The sequence below is a fragment of the Caballeronia fortuita genome (assembly GCF_001544835.2).
GTDB lineage: Bacteria > Pseudomonadota > Gammaproteobacteria > Burkholderiales > Burkholderiaceae > Caballeronia > Caballeronia fortuita.
In genome coordinates this window covers 67,384-83,047 of sequence record NZ_FCNX02000017.1, presented here as the reverse complement: position 1 = coordinate 83,047, position 15,664 = coordinate 67,384, and the positions used below count along the sequence as shown (strand labels likewise).

Below are 15,664 nucleotides of genomic sequence, written 5' to 3'. Positions count from 1 at the left end.
TTTGCCCGGTCGCGCCGTGGGGTTCGTCACGCGTTCAACAATCAATTCACCCGGTTTACAACCAGGTCGGCAAGTTCGGCAAGACGCTGACCGCGCGCGCCGAACGGCTCGATCGCGGCGTGCGCGTCGCGGCCGAGTTGCGCGGCGAGTTCGCGCGATGCATCGAGCCCGATGATCGATACATAAGTGGGCTTGTCGTGCTGCGCATCCTTGCCGGCCGTTTTGCCGAGCGTGGCGGAATCGGCGGTGACGTCCAGAATGTCGTCGACGACCTGGAAGGCCAGGCCGATCGCGGCCGCATACTGATCCAGCGACGTCAGCGCGTCCGCGCCCGGATGCGCGCCCGCGAGCGCGCCCATACGCACCGACGCGCGCAACAGCGCACCCGTTTTCTTGCGATGCATCGTTTCGAGCTCGGGGCGCGACAGCTTGCGGCCGACGCTTTCGAGATCGATGGCCTGTCCGCCCGCCATGCCAAGCGAGCCGCTCGCGACCGCCAGTTCGCGCACGAGCGCGGCCTGCTGGACATCGCTCAGACCATTGCCCTCGGCGGTCAGCGCGACGAACGCCTGCGATTGCAGCGCGTCACCGACGAGTAGTGCCGTCGCTTCGTCATATTGGATGTGTACGGTAGGTTTGCCACGGCGCAACGCGTCGTCATCCATGGCGGGCATGTCGTCATGCACCAGCGAATACACGTGAATCATCTCGAGCGCCGCGCTCGCCGCTTCCACGGCGTGCGCGCTTGCGCCCGTCAGTTCGCCTGCCGCGTGGACGAGCAGCGGCCGCACGCGCTTGCCGCCGCCCAGCACCGCATAGCGCATCGCTTCATGCAGTCGCGCCGGCGCGATGTCGGTGCCGGGAAGATAGTGTTCGAGCGCCGTCTCGACGCGATCGAGCGTCGCGCGCATCCATTGTTCGAAGGTCATAGATCGTCGTCCCCGTTGTCGTTCGTCGCTCCGGCACCCTGGGTGGCGCGCTGTACCTCGGCGGGCAGCGGCTTGAGCGTCTCGCCATCGAGAACGCGTACTTGCTGCTCGACTTTTTCGAGTTGCTGTTGACAGAAGCCGACAAGCGCCGCGCCGCGGCGATAGGCCGCAAGCGATTCCTCGAGACTCAGCGCGCCCTCTTCCATGCGCGCGACGAGCGTTTCGAGTTCTGCCAGCGCCGCCTCGTAATTTTCCGGAAGCTGCGCGGCGTCCGCGCTCGGCGCCTCGGCGCCGGTCTGCTCGCCTGTTTCCTGGACAGCGGTCTTTGCCATGAATCGTGGATGTGCAAATTGAATTTTTGGAACCAAGTCGCACATTCTACGGCAAAAGACATTTTTTCGACCCGCATCCCGTCCATGCCGAAGCGGTGACGCCGTCCGGCGGGATTGTCCGCCAAACATCGCGGCGTGTGGCGCCAGCGCGCGTATGCGTGTCGATTGCGAGGAACTCTCGCGACAATTTATACCCAAATCAAGACCTTAAGCACCCCAGAGATGCGGATTTCGGTATAATCGCGGGCTCCCTAAATCGAATCTTCGATGGTTGGGTTGTTCACTGCTTTCACGTTTTCATCGGGAGTGGGAATGTCCAATCTGAGCAATGCATTGCAGCTGAACGCCATTCACAGTCAGCTGCCAGTCACGGCTTACTTTGACGAAGCGCTTCTTACGCGCGAACTCGACACACTTTTCAAGCAAGGTCCACGCTACATCGGGCACGAACTCATGGTTCCCGAGGCGGGAAACTATTTCGCGCTTCCGGGCGAAGGCGAAGGGCGCGTGCTCGTCCGTAATCAGCAGAGCAATATCGAGCTGCTGTCGAACGTGTGCCGCCATCGCCAGGCGATCATGCTCAATGGCCGCGGCAGCGCGGACAACATCGTCTGCCCGCTGCATCGCTGGACTTACGATCTCGATGGTCAACTGCTCGGCGCGCCGCATTTCGCGGACAAGCCCTGCCTGAACCTCGGCAAGACTTCGCTGCAGAACTGGCAAGGCCTGCTCTTCGAATCGGAGGGCCGCAATGTCGCCGCGGATCTCGCGAGGCTTGGCACGGCGAGGCACTTCGATTTTTCGGGCTTCATGTTCGATCACGTTGAAGTGCACGAGTGCAACTACAACTGGAAGACCTTCATCGAGGTCTATCTGGAGGACTATCACGTCGCGCCGTTCCATCCGGGGCTCGGCAGCTTCGTGTCGTGCGACAACCTGGAATGGGAATTCGGCGACTGGTACAGCGTGCAGACCGTCGGCGTCCACAAGAATCTGGAAAAGCCGGGCAGCCCGACGTATCGCAAGTGGCACGACGAAGTCCTGCGGTTTCGCAACGGCGCGCCGCCCGAATTCGGCGCGATCTGGATGGTTTACTACCCTGGTCTCATGATCGAGTGGTATCCGCACGTGCTGGTCGTGTCCTGGCTGATTCCGCAGGGCACGCAGAAGACGACGAATATCGTCGAGTTCTACTACCCCGAGGAAATCGCGCTCTTCGAACGCGAGTTCATCGAGGCGGAACGCGCCGCGTATCTGGAAACCGCGCGCGAGGACGACGAGATCGCCGAACGCATGGACGCCGGCCGTCGCGCGCTGATGTCGCGCGGCGAAAACCAGGTCGGGCCGTATCAAAGCCCGATGGAATCCGGAATGCAGCACTTCCACGAATTCCTGCGGCATCAACTGGGCGTGATCTGACATAGGCCGTTCGGCCAGTGTTACGAAAAGGCGGGCTTTCGGGCTCGCCTTTTTGTTTAGACTAACGGTTCAAGGCCTCGCACAGGAGCGCCCCTCAGGAGCCGTCATGCCGCACACTCACTACACCACGCTCATCTCGGCGGCGAATCTCGCCGAACGGCTCGCCGCCGCGCCCGGCAGCATTGTCGTGTTCGATTGCCGCTTCGATCTCGCCGCGCCCGAATCGGGCGAAGCGGCTTATGCGCAAGGGCACGTTCCGGGCGCGCACTATCTTCATCTGGATCGCGATCTGTCCGGCGCCAAGACCGGCACGAACGGGCGTCATCCGTTGCCGGAGCGCGCCGCGCTCGTCGCGAAACTGGCGAGCTTCGGCCTGAACGAAGGCCAGCAGGTCGTCGCCTACGACGCCCAAGGCGGCATGTACGCCGCGCGTCTCTGGTGGCTGCTGCGCTGGCTCGGACACGATTCCGTCGCGCTGCTCGACGGTGGCCTGCAAGCCTGGGAAGCCGCGGGCAATCCGCTCGACGCCACCGTGCCGCCGAAGACGCAAGGCACGTTCAAGGCGGGCGCGCCGCTCCAGGTGACGATCGACGCCCAGGCGATCGAACGCAGCATCGGCACGCGCGATCATCTGCTGATCGATGCCCGCGCCGCCGATCGTTACCGCGGCGAGAACGAAACCATCGATCCCGTCGGCGGGCACATTCCCGGCGCGCTGAATCATTTCTTCAAGAACAATCTGACGGCCGAAGGCCGCTTCAAGACCGCGCACGAACTGCGCGAGGCATTCGGCTCGCTCGTCGGCGCGACGCCTGCGGATCGCGTCGTCCTGCAATGCGGCTCGGGCGTCACGGCATGCCATAACGCGCTCGCGATGGAGATTGCCGGTCTGCACGGCGCGGCGCTCTATCCCGGCTCGTGGAGCGAATGGAGCGCCGATCCAGGCCGGCCCGTCGCGACCGGCGCGAACCCTTAAGCGCCGTTATTTGACGCCGTGCTCGCGGAACCACGCGAGCGCGCGCTTCCAGCCGTCCTCGGCGTCGGCCTTGCGATAGCTCGGCCGATAATCCGCGAAGAAGGCATGCGGCGCGTCGTCGTACACGACGAACTGCGAGTCCTTCGCGGGCGGCGGATCGTTCGCGAGCGCCTGCTTCATCTGCTCGATGGTGTCCTGCGGGATGCTCTGATCCTGCCGCCCATACAGTCCGAGCACCGGCACCTTGAGCTGGCTCGCGAGATCGATCGGATTCGTCGGCGTGTTCTCGGTCTTGTTGCCGACAAGCCGCCCGTACCACGCGACCGCCGCCTTCACGTTGGGATTGTGCTCGGCATAGAGCCACGTGATGCGCCCGCCCCAGCAAAAACCCGTGATACCGATGCGCTTTGGATCGCCGCCGTGCTCATCCGCCCATTTGACGGTCTGGTCGATGTCGGAGATCACCTGCGAATCGGGCACTTTGGACACCAGTTGCTCGTTGAGCTGCTGCATCGACTTGTACGCCGATGCATCGCCCTGACGCGTGTAGAGGTCGGGCGCGATGGCCAGATAACCCAGCTTTGCAAAGCGCCGGCACACGTCGGCGATATGCTCGTGGACGCCGAAAATCTCGTGAATGACGATGATGACCGGCAGATGCGTCTTGCCCTTCGGTTGCGCGCGATACGCCGGAACCAGCGCGCCGTCCGCACCGCGTATGCCGATAGCGCCGGCTTCGAGCCCGTCGCTGTCGGTGTGAATGGTCTGCGCGGACACCGGCAGCACGGCGGCCGCGAAGCCGGTGCCGAAGGTCGCCTTGATGAACGTGCGGCGGTTGAACGGGACGTGCGGAATGAGGCTGTCGACTTCGGGGTCTAGCATGGATGGCTCCCGCGGCGGGGCCGTCGCGTCATGTTCGCGATTCGAATGCGACGGCATGGATGCTTGGAACCGCGCTGCGTGTCCGAGGCTGCACGCGGCGCGGCGCTGCACGACAACGAACGCGCATATGGATTAAGCGCGCCGCTCATTTTAAACAGCTTTGAACGACCGGCGCAGCGGATCTATTCCATCAATGCAGCTTGACGCGCGGCGCGGTGGAGCGGCGCAGCCAATGCGCGACGGTATCCAGCACCATGCGTGCATAGCCGTGCAGCGCCGCCACATGCAGCCGATAAAGCGACATGTACATGAAACGCGCGAACAGCCCTTCGATCAGCATGTTGCCGCCGATCAGCCCGCCCATCAGATTGCCGACTGCGCTGTAATGCCCGAGCGACACGAGCGAGCCGAAATCGCGATACGTGTACTCGGGCAGCGGCTTGCCCTGCAACATCCGCTCGAATGACTTGAACAGAAAACTCGCCTGCTGATGCGCGGCCTGCGCGCGCGGCGGCACGTTGCGCTCGTTGCCGGGCCACGGACAGGCGGCGCAATCGCCGAGCGCGAAGACGTTGTCGTCGGTTTCGGTTTGCAGCGTGCGGCGCACGACGAGCTGGCCGAGACGGTTGGTCGGAAGACCGTCGAGATTGGTAAGGATCGCGGGCGCCTTGATGCCCGCCGCCCACACGGTAAGATCCGCGCGGATCGTCTTGCCGCTCGCGGTGCGGATCGTATCGCGCGAAACCTGCGCGACGGTCTCGCCCGTCATCAACTTGACGCCGAGCTTGGTGAGCAGTTCCGCCGTCGCGCTGGACACGCGTTCCTGCAGCGCGGGCAGGATGCGCGGTCCGGCTTCAATTAGCACGATGCCAATATCGTGCTTTGGATCGAGCTTGTGCAATCCGTATGCGGAAAGCACTTGCGCGGTATTGCGCAGTTCCGCCGATAGTTCGACGCCCGTCGCGCCCGCACCGACGATCGCCACCTGGATGCGCGGCACCGGATCGACGCCCGGCTCGTCTTCGGCCTCGTCGATACCCGCCGCGACCGGCTCCGGCGCGAAATGCTCGGCGCGCATGCAGGCCGCGATCAGGCGCTTGCGGAACAACTCGGCCTGACCGACGGTATCGAGCGCGATCGAATTCTGCTGCGCGCCTTCCACGCCGAAGAAATGCGTCGTACTGCCGATCGCGATGACGAGCGTGTCGTATTCCAGCTCGCGCTCGGGTAGAAGCTCGCCCGCTTCTTCATCGCGCAATGCGCCGATCGTGATGCGCTTCGCCGCGCGATTCAACCCGACAAGCTCGCCCTGCTGAAACTCGAAGCCGTGCCACAACGCCTGCGCCGCATATTCGAGCTCTTGCGTGAACGGGTCCATGCTGCCCGCTGCGACTTCATGCAGAAGCGGCTTCCAGATGTGCGTGGGATTGCGGTCGACGAGCGTGACTTGCGCTTTGGGCGGCGTCTTGCCGTCCGTCGATCCGAAGCGGTCGCCGAGACGCGTCGCGAGTTCGAGGCCGCCAGCGCCTCCGCCGATGATGATGAAGCGATGCATGGAACTCTCCCTGTGCTTTTATATTCGATCGGCCTGCGTGCTTATCTTCCTCGATTCAAACATTGTGCGGAGCTTCGGTGACAGTCACAAGCGCGTCACCAACATGTCGGACATACGCGACACATGCCGCATATGTCCTTGCGCCAGAAATTTCAGTGCGCTTCTTCCCAGTTATTGCCGACGCCCACTTCCGCGACGAGCGGCACCTTCAGCGTCGCGACGCCGCACATCAGTTCAGGTAAGCGTTTCCTGACCTCGGGCATCGACTCTTCGGGCACTTCGAGCACGAGTTCATCGTGTACCTGCATGATCATCTTCGCGCCGATGCCCGAGCTTTCGAGCCAGTCCTGTACGGCGATCATCGATAGTTTGATGAGATCGGCGGCGGTGCCTTGCATCGGCGCGTTGATCGCGGCGCGCTCGGCCGCCTGACGACGCGGTCCGCTGCCGCCGTTGATCTCGGGCAGCCAAAGACGCCGGCCGAACACGGTCTCGACGAAGCCGTTCATCTTGGCGGTCACGCGCGTGTTCTCCATGTAGGCCGCGACGCCCGGATAACGCGCGAAATATCGGTCGATGTAAAGCTTCGCCGCATCGCGCGTGATGCCGAGATTCGACGCGAGCCCGAACGAACTCATCCCGTAGATGAGACCGAAGTTGATGACCTTCGCGATGCGGCGCTGGTCGTTGTCGACTTCGAGCGGCGTCACGCTGAACACTTCGGACGCGGTCGCACGATGCACGTCCTCGCCTTCCTTGAAGGCGCGCATCAGCGACTCGTCGCCGGAAATATGGGCCATGATGCGCAGTTCGATCTGCGAGTAGTCCGCCGACACGATCTTGCAGCCCGGCGATGCGATGAATGCTTCGCGAATGCGCCGTCCTTCGCCCGTACGCACCGGAATGTTTTGCAGGTTCGGCTCGTTCGACGACAGGCGCCCCGTCACCGCGACGGCCTGCGCGTAGTTCGTGTGCACGCGTCCCGTCGATGCGTTGACCATGCGCGGCAGCTTGTCGGTGTACGTGGACTTGAGTTTCGAAAGCCCGCGATGTTCGAGCAGCACCTTCGGCAGCGGATAATCTTCCGCGAGCTTTTGCAGCACTTCTTCATCGGTGGACGGCGCGCCGCTCGGCGTCTTCTTCACGACCGGCAATTGCAGCTTCTCGAAGAAAATCTGGCCGATCTGTTTCGGAGAGCCGAGATTGAATTCGCCGCCCGCGAGCTCGTACGCCTGCGCCTGCAAATCGATGAGGCGCTTCGCGATTTCATTGCTCTGCGTATCGAGCCGTTCGCGATCGATCAGGACTCCGTTGCGTTCCATTTTGCGCAGCACGCGCGCCGTCGGCATTTCGATATCGCGGTACACATGCAGCAAGCCCTCTTCCTGCGCGACTTGGGGATAAAGCGCGTGATGCAGACGCAACGTGATGTCGGCGTCTTCGGCCGCATACGCCGATGCCTTGTCGAGCGGCACTTCGTCGAAACCGATCTGCGACGCGCCCTTGCCCGCGACGTCTTCATACTTGATCGTCTTCACGCCGAGATGACGCAACGCGAGGTTGTCCATGTCATGCGGACGATGCGATTCGAGCACATACGATTGCAGCAGCGTGTCGTGCTCGACGCCGCGCATCTCGATACCGTAATTCGCGAGAACCTGTTCGTCGTACTTCAGATGTTGCCCGACCTTTTTCTTCGATGCATCTTCGAGCCACGGCTTGAGCTTCGCGAGCACTTCATCGCGCGGCAACTGCTCGGGCGCGTCCGGCCCGCGATGCGCGACCGGAATATACGCCGCGTGCCCCGGCTCGACCGAGAACGACATGCCGACGAGCTGCGCGTTCATCGGATCGAGTGACGTGGTCTCGCTGTCGAAGGACGTGAGCTCCGCTTCGTCGATGCGCTCGAGCCACGCATCGAACTGCTCCCACGTCTGCACCGTCTCGTAGTGGTGCACGATTTCGGTGACTTCGGCGGGCGGCGTGTCGGTCGGGCCTTCGACGGCATCCGCGATTTCGATCTCGCGCAGCCACGTCTTGAAGCCGTTGCGCAGAAAGACGTCGCGCAGTTCATCGCGCGATTCAGGACGCGACTGAAGCGTCGCGTCGATGGACTCGATCTGCGAGGTGAGGTCGCATTCCGTGTGCACCGTGACGAGCTTGCGCGCCATTGGCAGGAAGTCCAGTGCCTTGCGCAGATTGTCTCCTACCGCACCCTTGATCTCGCCCGCATGTTCTACGATGCCATCAAGGGTTTCGAATTGCGTGAGCCATTTGATTGCTGTCTTGGGCCCGCACTTTTCGACGCCCGGCACGTTGTCGACCGTATCGCCGATAAGCGACAGATAGTCGACGATACGCTCCGGCGGCACACCGAACTTCGTGAGCACGCCGGCGCGGTCGAGCGTTTCGCTGGTCATCGTATTGATGAGGGTGACATGATCCGTCACGAGCTGAGCCAGATCCTTGTCGCCCGTCGACACGATTACCTTCATGCCGCGCTTCTCCGCCTGAACCGCGAGCGTGCCGATGACGTCGTCCGCCTCGACGCCTTCGATCATGACGAGCGGCCATCCGAGCGCGCGCACGGCGACGTGAATCGGTTCGATCTGTCTCGCGAGCTCTTCGGGCATCGAGGGACGATTGGCCTTGTACTCGGCGTACCAGTCGTCGCGGAAGGTCTTGCCTTTGGCATCAAATACGCACGCGCTATACTCTGCATTGACTTCGCGCCGCAAGCGCCGCAGCATGTTGACCATCCCATACAGAGCGCCGGTAGGGCCGCCGTCGGGGCCTCGCAAGTCCGGCATCGCATGGTAGGCCCGGTACAAGTAACTAGAACCGTCGACCAATAGCAGGGTCTTACCTTCAAGACTTAGTTCTTCAGGCATTATGAACAAGAGAAAAGTGATTCCGAGTCTGCGATCGCTCGCAGATCAAGAGCGCGCGACGGCCAAGAAGGCTCGCGCATCGTGGCAGATGTTCACGATTATGGCAGAGTTTATCGAGGCGACCGAGTACCTCTCGGAGATCCGCCCTGCCATCAGCATCTATGGTTCGGCGCGTCTGAAACCGGAGTCGCCGTACTACCAGCTCACGATCGAAATCGCGCAGAAATTCTCCGATGCGGGCTTCGCCGTCATCTCGGGCGGCGGTCCGGGCATCATGGAAGCGGCCAATAAGGGCGCGCACGCGGGCAAGTCGCCGTCGGTGGGATTGAACATCGAATTGCCGCACGAGCAATCGGGCAATCAATGGCAGGACATCTCGCTGCGCTTCCGTCACTTCTTCACGCGCAAGGTCACGTTCGTAAAGAACTCCGACGCGGTCGTGGTGATGCCCGGCGGCTTCGGCACGTTGGACGAACTCGCCGAAGTGCTCACGCTCATCCAGACAAAGAAGTCGCGTCACGTGCCGATCGTGCTCGTCGGTGCGGAGTTCTGGGCGGGCTTGCTGGACTGGTTCAAAAACACGCTTTTGACCAACGGCGTCATCAGCCCGAAGGATCTGGATCTGATGCAGGTCATCGACGATCCGGATCAGGTGCTGGATGCAGTGCTGCGGTTCTACGAGGATCGCGAGGAATCGGTCGAGCAGCCGGCGGAAGGGAAGTCGGATGAGGATCGGATGTTCTATCTGTAATCTCGTTCGATGCGAGCGGCCTTCGAAGCCGCTCGCATCGCTTCACGAAGAAAGCATCACTGAAACGCCACCTCCGCAAAACTCCGCAATTTGCGCGAGTGCAGCTTCGACAGCCCGTTCTCGCGCAGCAGTTCCATCGCCTTCACGCCGATCTGCAAGTGCTGATCCACTTGCGCGCGATAGAACTGATCCGCCATCCCTGGCAGCTTCAATTCCCCATGCAGCGGTTTATCGGAGACGCATAGCAGCGTCCCGTACGGCACGCGAAAACGAAACCCGTTCGCGGCGATCGTCGCGCTCTCCATATCCAGCGCCACTGCACGGCTTTGCGACAAGCGACGCACCGGCTCGCGATGATCGCGCAACTCCCAGTTGCGGTTATCGACGCTCGCGACCGTGCCCGTACGCATCACACGCTTCAGATCGACGCCTTCGAGCTTCGTCACCTGCGCCACCGCGCGCTCGAGCGCCACCTGCACTTCCGCGAGCGCGGGCACCGGCACCCACAAAGGCAGATCGTCGTCGAGCACGTGATCCTCACGCACGTATCCATGTGCAAGCACGTAATCGCCGAGTCGCTGCGTGTTACGCAGCCCCGCGCAGTGCCCGAGCATGATCCACGCATGCGGACGCAGCACCGCGATGTGGTCCGTGATCGTCTTCGCGTTCGACGGCCCCACGCCGATGTTCACCATCGTGATGCCGCTGCCGTCCGCGCGCTTCAGGTGATACGCCGGCATCTGCGGCAGACGCACGGACGGCGTGCCTTCCTCAGGCTGCTCGCCGAGATTCGCGTTGTACGTGACGACATCGCCCGGTTCGACGAACGACGAATACTCGCTGCGATACGCGCGCGTTTCTTCATCGTCGGCGCGCGACATCATCGTGCGGCCGAGCTTCACGAACTCGTCGATATAAAACTGGTAGTTCGTGTACAGCACGTAGTTCTGGAAGTGCGTGGGCGAAGTCGCCGTATAGTGTCTCAGCCGATGCAGCGAGAAATCGACGCGCGCCGCCGTGAAGAGCGCAAGCGGATGCGGCTCGCCCGGACCCGGCTCGTACGTGCCGTTGACGATGCGGTCGTCGAGCAGCGCGAGGTCGGGCGTATCGAAGATATTGCGCATCGCGAGCAAGCGGTCGCGATCGAGATCGCCTTCAAGGTGAATGCCTTCGGCGAATGCGAAGTGAATCGGAATGGGTTGCGCGGACACGCCGACTTCAAGGCCCACGTGATGATTCTTCGTGAGCAGGCGCAATTGCTCGCGATAGTAATCGCCGAAAAGATCAGGGCGCGTCAGCGTCGTTTCATAGATGCCCGGGCCGGCCACGAAACCGTATGAGCGGCGCGAATCGATCTGCGTGTTGAGCTCCGAGCGCACGCGCACGAACGGATAGCACGCGCGTACGCGATGCGTGAACTGCTCGTTACGTCGATAACGCGCGAACGCATCGCGCAGATAGGCGGTATTCGCTTCATAGATCGCCGAAAGACGCGCGACGGCCGCGGCGGGATCTTCGAAGGATTCGGTCGGAAAATCGCTGGCAGGCGTGCCCTGCGTAATTTGTGTCCGGTCGTTTGTCATGATCTTGTGTGTTCTTCGATGCCCTCGTGATGAATCGACATTAACACGGAAGAATGGGCGGACCATGAAGTCCCTTTTCATGTGAGTGCGAGCGATCACACCTCGCAACACCTTTTTGGCTTTCGAGGTCAGAATTCGTGAAAGCGGCGCAAAATAAGGCGTTGGCCGTGCGCGCGCCGCTCAGTCAGCAATCGTTTTGTTAGAATCCGGCCATCGCCTGGAGAACCATCATGAAGCCGCACCTTTGCGCCGCCGCCGCGGCAGTCCTCGCCGCAGCAAGCTTCGGCGCATTTGCGCAACCGGCGCAGCAGTCCGCCAACGAGGCACCTCAACCAGCGGTGCAGAAAATGTCGCCGGAAGAAGCCGCGGGCCTGCCCGATCTGAAGTCCATCAACCGTCCGCCCGCGAATGTCAGCTCGAAGGTCGAAATTTCGCCGCCGCGCATGCCGAGCTATCACGAACTGAGCACGAACGGCACGGAAATCACCGAGTTCCGCGACAAGGGCAAGCCCGTCGAAATCGACGTGCGTTCGAATTTCGGCACGCGCTATCAGATGAGCGCGCCCGCCGACACATCGCCGCAAGTGCGCGACAACGGCAAGGCGAGCACGCGCCTGCCGTCGATCAACCTGCATTACTGATCCCGCAAGATTGCTTCGGACCCGCTCGTTTTCGGGCGGGTCACCGCACCGTGGCGCCCTGTCCGGCGGCATCATTCACCGGCCGCTTCCCGGCCGCCCAACCTGACCGACGTTTTCCGCATGGCCGTCTTCACTCCCGTCACCAACGCCGATCTCGGCGACTGGCTGCAAGACTACGATCTCGGCGATGTCGTCGAATTTCGCGGCATCCAGTCCGGCATCGAGAACAGCAACTTCTTTCTCACGACGACGCACGGCGAGTATGTGCTCACGATCTTCGAGAATCTGACGGCGACGCAACTGCCGTTCTATCTCGATCTGATGCGCCATCTGGCCTCGCATCGCGTGCCCGTTCCCGATCCGATGCCGCGCCGCGACGGCTCGCTCTTCGGATTGCTGCACGGCAAGCCCGCGTCGATCGTGACGAAGCTCGAAGGCGCGCCCGAACTTACGCCGACGCCCGCGCATTGCATCGAAGTCGGTCAGATGCTCGCGCGCATGCATCTCGCGGGACGCGACTTCGCGCGGCATCAGCCTAATTTGCGCAGCCTGTCGTGGTGGCAGGAGAAAGCGCCGTCGATCGTCGAATTTCTGAGCCGCGAGCAGCGCGAATTGTTCGAGAACGAACTCGCGCATCAGGCGGCGTTTTACGGTTCGGCGGATTACGCTTCGCTGCCCGACGGTCCATGCCATTGCGATTTGTTCCGCGACAACGTGCTCTTCGCGCACGGCCGCGAGCACGCGCGTCTCGGCGGCTTCTTCGACTTCTACTTCGCGGGCGTCGACAAGTGGCTTTTCGACGTCGCCGTGACGGTGAACGACTGGTGCATCGATCTTGCCACCGGCGTGCTCGATGCCGCGCGCGTCGATGCATTGCTGCGCGCCTATCAGACCGTGCGCCCGTTCACGCCGGCCGAAGAGCGTCACTGGAACGACATGCTGCGCGCCGGCGCGATGCGCTTCTGGGTTTCGCGCCTGTACGACTTCCATTGCCCGCGCGAAGCACAGATGCTGAAAGCGCACGATCCCGGCCATTTCGAACGCATTCTGCGCGAACGCGTCCAATCCGCTTCTCCCGTCAACCGATAACCCAGCGACATGCGACTGATCGAAGTTCCCGCCAAAACCGGCTATGTGTGGTTCCGTCAGGGAATATGGCTGTTCCGCCGCAACCCGTTTGCGTTTCTCACGGTGTTCTTCGCCTACCTGTTCGTGATGACGCTGATCTCGCGCGTGCCGCTCGTCGGGCCGCTGCTGCCGCTGCTGTTCATTCCGGGCGTCGCGGTCGGCTTCATGGCGGCGTGCCGCAACACGATTGCGGGCAAGCCGGTATGGCCGACCATCCTCGTCGACGGATTCCGTTCTTACGGCGGCGTCGTCGCGCGCAGGCTGCTTGCGCTGGGCGCGCTGTACATCGTCGCGATGATGGTGATTTTCATGGCGTCGGCGCTGGCGGACGGCGGCACGCTGCTCAGCATCATGCTGGGCGACGGCCCGAGCGGCGATCCCGAAACGGTTGCCGCGAGCTTCAGCCCGCTCGCGGTGCTCGTCGCGATGGCGTGTTACCTTCCCGTCGCGATGCTCTTCTGGTTCGCGCCGATCCTCGTCGCATGGCACGACGTTCCGCCCGCGAAAGCGCTGTTCTTCAGCCTCGTCTCGTGCTGGCGCAATCGCGGCGCGTTCGTCTACTACGGCGTGCTGTGGATGGCCATCGCGCTCGCGGTTTCGTTCGGCCTGACCGCGCTGATGCAGGCGCTCGGCGCGGGGCAGGAAATGGCGCTCGCGGTGCTGATGCCCGCGTCGATCATCGTCACGACCGCGCTGTATTGCTCGTTCTACGCAACCTATCGCGGATGCTTCGGCGTGCAGTCGCCCGACTCGCCCGATATTCCCGAAGCGCCCGGCACGCCCAACGCCTGAGCGCCTGACCAACGCGCACATCGAGCGGGCGCGATGCGTGCACGTGCGCAGAGACGCTCGCGGCCCGAAAACGAAAAAAGCCGGCTGGAAAGCCGGCTTTCACGAATCAAACGTTGCGCTTAATTCGACATCCACGACGGATGACGCGCCGCGCCACGCTTATCCAACTTCTTCATACGATATTCGAGATCGTAGATGTCAGTGGCTTCTGCGAGATAAGCGTCGTCGCGCGCACGATCGCGCTCGTCGGCGGACTTCGTCAGGAACAGGAAAAGGCGGCTAAGAAGAAACATGGTGGACCTCGCTGGAATACTAGGGTTACTACCTATGACAGCGATTATAGGGTAATCCCTGATTCAAGCCAAGCCCTGCGTGCTAGAAGACTGATACTAAAGACTTATTTGCAACACTCGAAACGCTGGCGTCCCGCCTCATGCGACGAAGGCATCGCGCGCGTCTCGCTCGGACGCCGTTGATGCTTGAAGAACTCCCACATGACCGCCGATGAATCCGGCCCTTTCGACGAATGGAACGCGACGGTATCGTCGCCGCCGGCCCAGGAATGACCGAGCCCGCGCACGATCGACGTCTTCACGACCCGCCGGCCATTCTTGAAGTAATCCGTCACGACGCCATCCGGATGCGTTTCCTCGCGCGCCTCGCCCGCGCGGCGACTGCCCGCCGCATCGATAAAGCCGTTCAGCCGCAGGAACTGCTTCGTGAGTTGTTCGGCATTGGTCGCGGTCACCACCGAGTCCAGTTCGCCGTGCACGATGATCGCCGGCATGCCCGGATAAGCGCGCACGTCGACGGCCGCGTCGATCAGCGCAACGGGATCGCTGCGCGAGCCACGGCGCATCACATCCATCGCGCCGATCGCCGAGTTGGCCTCGCCGAAAACCACACCCGAGTGCAGTCCGACGGCCGCGAACATGTGCGGATAACGCACCGCCAGCAGCGCCGACAATCCCGCCCCGGCCGACATGCCTGCAAGATAGACGCGCTCGGGATCGAAATCGTGCTGCTCGATCATCGCGTTCACCAGCGACACGACGGACGCGGCCTCGCCGCCGCCTCCGCTGCCCGAATCGTCATACCAGCGCCAGCAGCGATGCGCGTGATCGTGTTTCGACTGCTCGGGATAAAGCACCGCGAACCCATAACGATCCGCGAGCAGATTGATGCGCGTGCCTTGCGCGAACTCGTCCGCGTTCTGTTTGCAGCCGTGCAGCATCACGACGAGCGGCATCGGCTCGGCGTCGGCTTTCGGCGGCATATAGAGCGCGTACGACATGTGATTCACGAAGCGGCCCGCCGTCGGCGGCGCGGAATGATACGAGCGCGCCCATTTCCCGCGCGCCCACGCCGAAGCGCGCGGACGCACGCGCGACTCGCGCGGCGCCGGGCTCGTGCCGACGCGTGGCGCAGCCGCCTTCGTCGCCGCACCCGACTTGAGCTTCGACCTGGTTGCGGTCTTCGCGCGCGTGGGTTTGGCCGCGGCGCGCGGCTTCGGCGTTCTGATCGGTTCGACCTGGCCGGCGACCAGGCGTCTCAAGCCGCGCAACCAGAGCTTGGTTAGGCTTTTTGGCATTCGGCTGGGTCCTCCACAAACATGCAATCGGATGGCGCGACGAAAAACCGCGCCGGGTTGTGCATTGCACAATAACACCAAAACGGCTGCGCAGCGCACCGCTCCGGCTTCCATATCTGGATGAATTAACTGTAAATCAATAAAGAAGCCGAAAATATGCGAAAGTTACGCGATGTTACCGTGAGCAGCTTTAA

14 protein-coding genes are annotated in these 15,664 nt (G+C 62.5%); 6 read left to right on the top strand and 8 right to left on the bottom strand.

Annotated elements, in window-relative coordinates; translation table 11 throughout:
• Positions 1-41 precede the first annotated feature (41 nt).
• Both AWB77_RS27600 and AWB77_RS27595 read right to left on the bottom strand, forming a co-directional pair.
• Positions 42-929: a polyprenyl synthetase family protein gene (locus AWB77_RS27600; protein ID WP_061137644.1), complete on the bottom strand. Its 888-nt coding sequence runs from the start codon at positions 927-929 to the stop codon at positions 42-44.
• Complete coding sequence (locus AWB77_RS27595; protein ID WP_061137643.1) at positions 926-1,261, bottom strand: exodeoxyribonuclease VII small subunit; 336 nt, start codon at positions 1,259-1,261, stop codon at positions 926-928. The genes AWB77_RS27600 and AWB77_RS27595 overlap by 4 nt, the downstream gene beginning before the upstream one ends.
• 312 nt (positions 1,262-1,573) lie before the next feature.
• On the opposite strand from AWB77_RS27595, the gene AWB77_RS27590 reads away from it, so the two are divergent.
• The gene (locus tag AWB77_RS27590) at positions 1,574-2,680 is read left to right on the top strand and encodes an aromatic ring-hydroxylating oxygenase subunit alpha (RefSeq protein ID WP_061137642.1); all 1,107 of its coding nucleotides are present in this window, start codon (positions 1,574-1,576) and stop codon (positions 2,678-2,680) included.
• A gap of 106 nt (positions 2,681-2,786) precedes the next feature.
• Positions 2,787-3,656 carry a sulfurtransferase gene (locus AWB77_RS27585; RefSeq protein ID WP_061137641.1) on the top strand — a complete coding sequence of 290 codons (870 nt, stop codon included), beginning with the start codon at positions 2,787-2,789 and terminating at the stop codon, positions 3,654-3,656.
• Positions 3,657-3,662: 6 nt separating this feature from the next.
• Here the strand turns inward: AWB77_RS27585 and AWB77_RS27580 are convergent, their stop codons facing one another.
• The 3 genes from AWB77_RS27580 to polA form a co-directional block, all read right to left on the bottom strand.
• Positions 3,663-4,538, bottom strand: coding sequence for a dienelactone hydrolase family protein (locus AWB77_RS27580; RefSeq protein WP_061137735.1), 876 nt, complete (start codon positions 4,536-4,538; stop codon positions 3,663-3,665).
• A 190-nt stretch (positions 4,539-4,728) separates the two neighbouring features.
• On the bottom strand, positions 4,729-6,093 hold the full coding sequence (locus tag AWB77_RS27575) for an NAD(P)/FAD-dependent oxidoreductase (RefSeq protein ID WP_061137640.1): 1,365 nt from the start codon (positions 6,091-6,093) through the stop codon (positions 4,729-4,731).
• Between the two features lie 152 nt (positions 6,094-6,245).
• The gene (polA, locus tag AWB77_RS27570) at positions 6,246-8,984 is read right to left on the bottom strand and encodes a DNA polymerase I (protein WP_061137639.1); all 2,739 of its coding nucleotides are present in this window, start codon (positions 8,982-8,984) and stop codon (positions 6,246-6,248) included.
• 1 nt (position 8,985) lies between these two features.
• Here polA and AWB77_RS27565 point away from each other — a divergent pair, with 1 nt between their 5' ends.
• A complete protein-coding gene (locus AWB77_RS27565; protein ID WP_061137638.1) occupies positions 8,986-9,735 on the top strand; it encodes an LOG family protein in 750 nt (249 codons plus the stop codon).
• 56 nt (positions 9,736-9,791) lie between these two features.
• Here the strand turns inward: AWB77_RS27565 and AWB77_RS27560 are convergent, their stop codons facing one another.
• The gene (locus tag AWB77_RS27560) at positions 9,792-11,318 is read right to left on the bottom strand and encodes an AMP nucleosidase (protein ID WP_061137637.1); all 1,527 of its coding nucleotides are present in this window, start codon (positions 11,316-11,318) and stop codon (positions 9,792-9,794) included.
• Between the two features lie 230 nt (positions 11,319-11,548).
• On the opposite strand from AWB77_RS27560, the gene AWB77_RS27555 reads away from it, so the two are divergent.
• The 3 genes from AWB77_RS27555 to AWB77_RS27545 all read left to right on the top strand — a co-directional run bounded on the left by AWB77_RS27555 (position 11,549) and on the right by AWB77_RS27545 (position 13,879).
• Positions 11,549-11,959 carry a hypothetical protein gene (locus tag AWB77_RS27555; RefSeq protein ID WP_061137636.1) on the top strand — a complete coding sequence of 137 codons (411 nt, stop codon included), beginning with the start codon at positions 11,549-11,551 and terminating at the stop codon, positions 11,957-11,959.
• 120 nt (positions 11,960-12,079) lie between these two features.
• Positions 12,080-13,048, top strand: a complete 969-nt coding sequence (locus AWB77_RS27550; RefSeq protein ID WP_061137635.1) for a homoserine kinase — start codon at positions 12,080-12,082, stop codon at positions 13,046-13,048.
• Positions 13,049-13,057: 9 nt separating this feature from the next.
• Positions 13,058-13,879: a BPSS1780 family membrane protein gene (locus AWB77_RS27545; protein ID WP_061137634.1), complete on the top strand. Its 822-nt coding sequence runs from the start codon at positions 13,058-13,060 to the stop codon at positions 13,877-13,879.
• 119 nt (positions 13,880-13,998) lie between these two features.
• Here the strand turns inward: AWB77_RS27545 and AWB77_RS34105 are convergent, their stop codons facing one another.
• Positions 13,999-14,172 carry a DUF3563 family protein gene (locus tag AWB77_RS34105; RefSeq protein WP_064506479.1) on the bottom strand — a complete coding sequence of 58 codons (174 nt, stop codon included), beginning with the start codon at positions 14,170-14,172 and terminating at the stop codon, positions 13,999-14,001.
• Between the two features lie 104 nt (positions 14,173-14,276).
• Positions 14,277-15,470: an extracellular catalytic domain type 1 short-chain-length polyhydroxyalkanoate depolymerase gene (locus AWB77_RS27540; protein WP_157694931.1), complete on the bottom strand. Its 1,194-nt coding sequence runs from the start codon at positions 15,468-15,470 to the stop codon at positions 14,277-14,279.
• Positions 15,471-15,664 lie beyond the last annotated feature (194 nt).

Excerpts from the sequence above, each read along its gene's own strand:
- AWB77_RS27540 (WP_157694931.1), bottom strand. The coding sequence starts at position 15,470 with ATGCCAAAAAGCCTAACCAAGCTCTGGTTGCGCGGCTTGAGACGCCTG.
- AWB77_RS27585 (WP_061137641.1), top strand. The coding sequence starts at position 2,787 with ATGCCGCACACTCACTACACCACGCTCATCTCGGCGGCGAATCTCGCC.
- AWB77_RS27600 (WP_061137644.1), bottom strand. The coding sequence starts at position 929 with ATGACCTTCGAACAATGGATGCGCGCGACGCTCGATCGCGTCGAGACG.
- AWB77_RS27550 (WP_061137635.1), top strand. The coding sequence starts at position 12,080 with ATGGCCGTCTTCACTCCCGTCACCAACGCCGATCTCGGCGACTGGCTG.
- AWB77_RS34105 (WP_064506479.1), bottom strand. The coding sequence starts at position 14,172 with ATGTTTCTTCTTAGCCGCCTTTTCCTGTTCCTGACGAAGTCCGCCGAC.
- polA (WP_061137639.1), bottom strand. The coding sequence starts at position 8,984 with ATGCCTGAAGAACTAAGTCTTGAAGGTAAGACCCTGCTATTGGTCGAC.
- AWB77_RS27580 (WP_061137735.1), bottom strand. The coding sequence starts at position 4,538 with ATGCTAGACCCCGAAGTCGACAGCCTCATTCCGCACGTCCCGTTCAAC.
- AWB77_RS27565 (WP_061137638.1), top strand. The coding sequence starts at position 8,986 with ATGAACAAGAGAAAAGTGATTCCGAGTCTGCGATCGCTCGCAGATCAA.
- AWB77_RS27590 (WP_061137642.1), top strand. The coding sequence starts at position 1,574 with ATGTCCAATCTGAGCAATGCATTGCAGCTGAACGCCATTCACAGTCAG.
- AWB77_RS27595 (WP_061137643.1), bottom strand. The coding sequence starts at position 1,261 with ATGGCAAAGACCGCTGTCCAGGAAACAGGCGAGCAGACCGGCGCCGAG.
- AWB77_RS27575 (WP_061137640.1), bottom strand. The coding sequence starts at position 6,093 with ATGCATCGCTTCATCATCATCGGCGGAGGCGCTGGCGGCCTCGAACTC.
- AWB77_RS27560 (WP_061137637.1), bottom strand. The coding sequence starts at position 11,318 with ATGACAAACGACCGGACACAAATTACGCAGGGCACGCCTGCCAGCGAT.
- AWB77_RS27555 (WP_061137636.1), top strand. The coding sequence starts at position 11,549 with ATGAAGCCGCACCTTTGCGCCGCCGCCGCGGCAGTCCTCGCCGCAGCA.
- AWB77_RS27545 (WP_061137634.1), top strand. The coding sequence starts at position 13,058 with ATGCGACTGATCGAAGTTCCCGCCAAAACCGGCTATGTGTGGTTCCGT.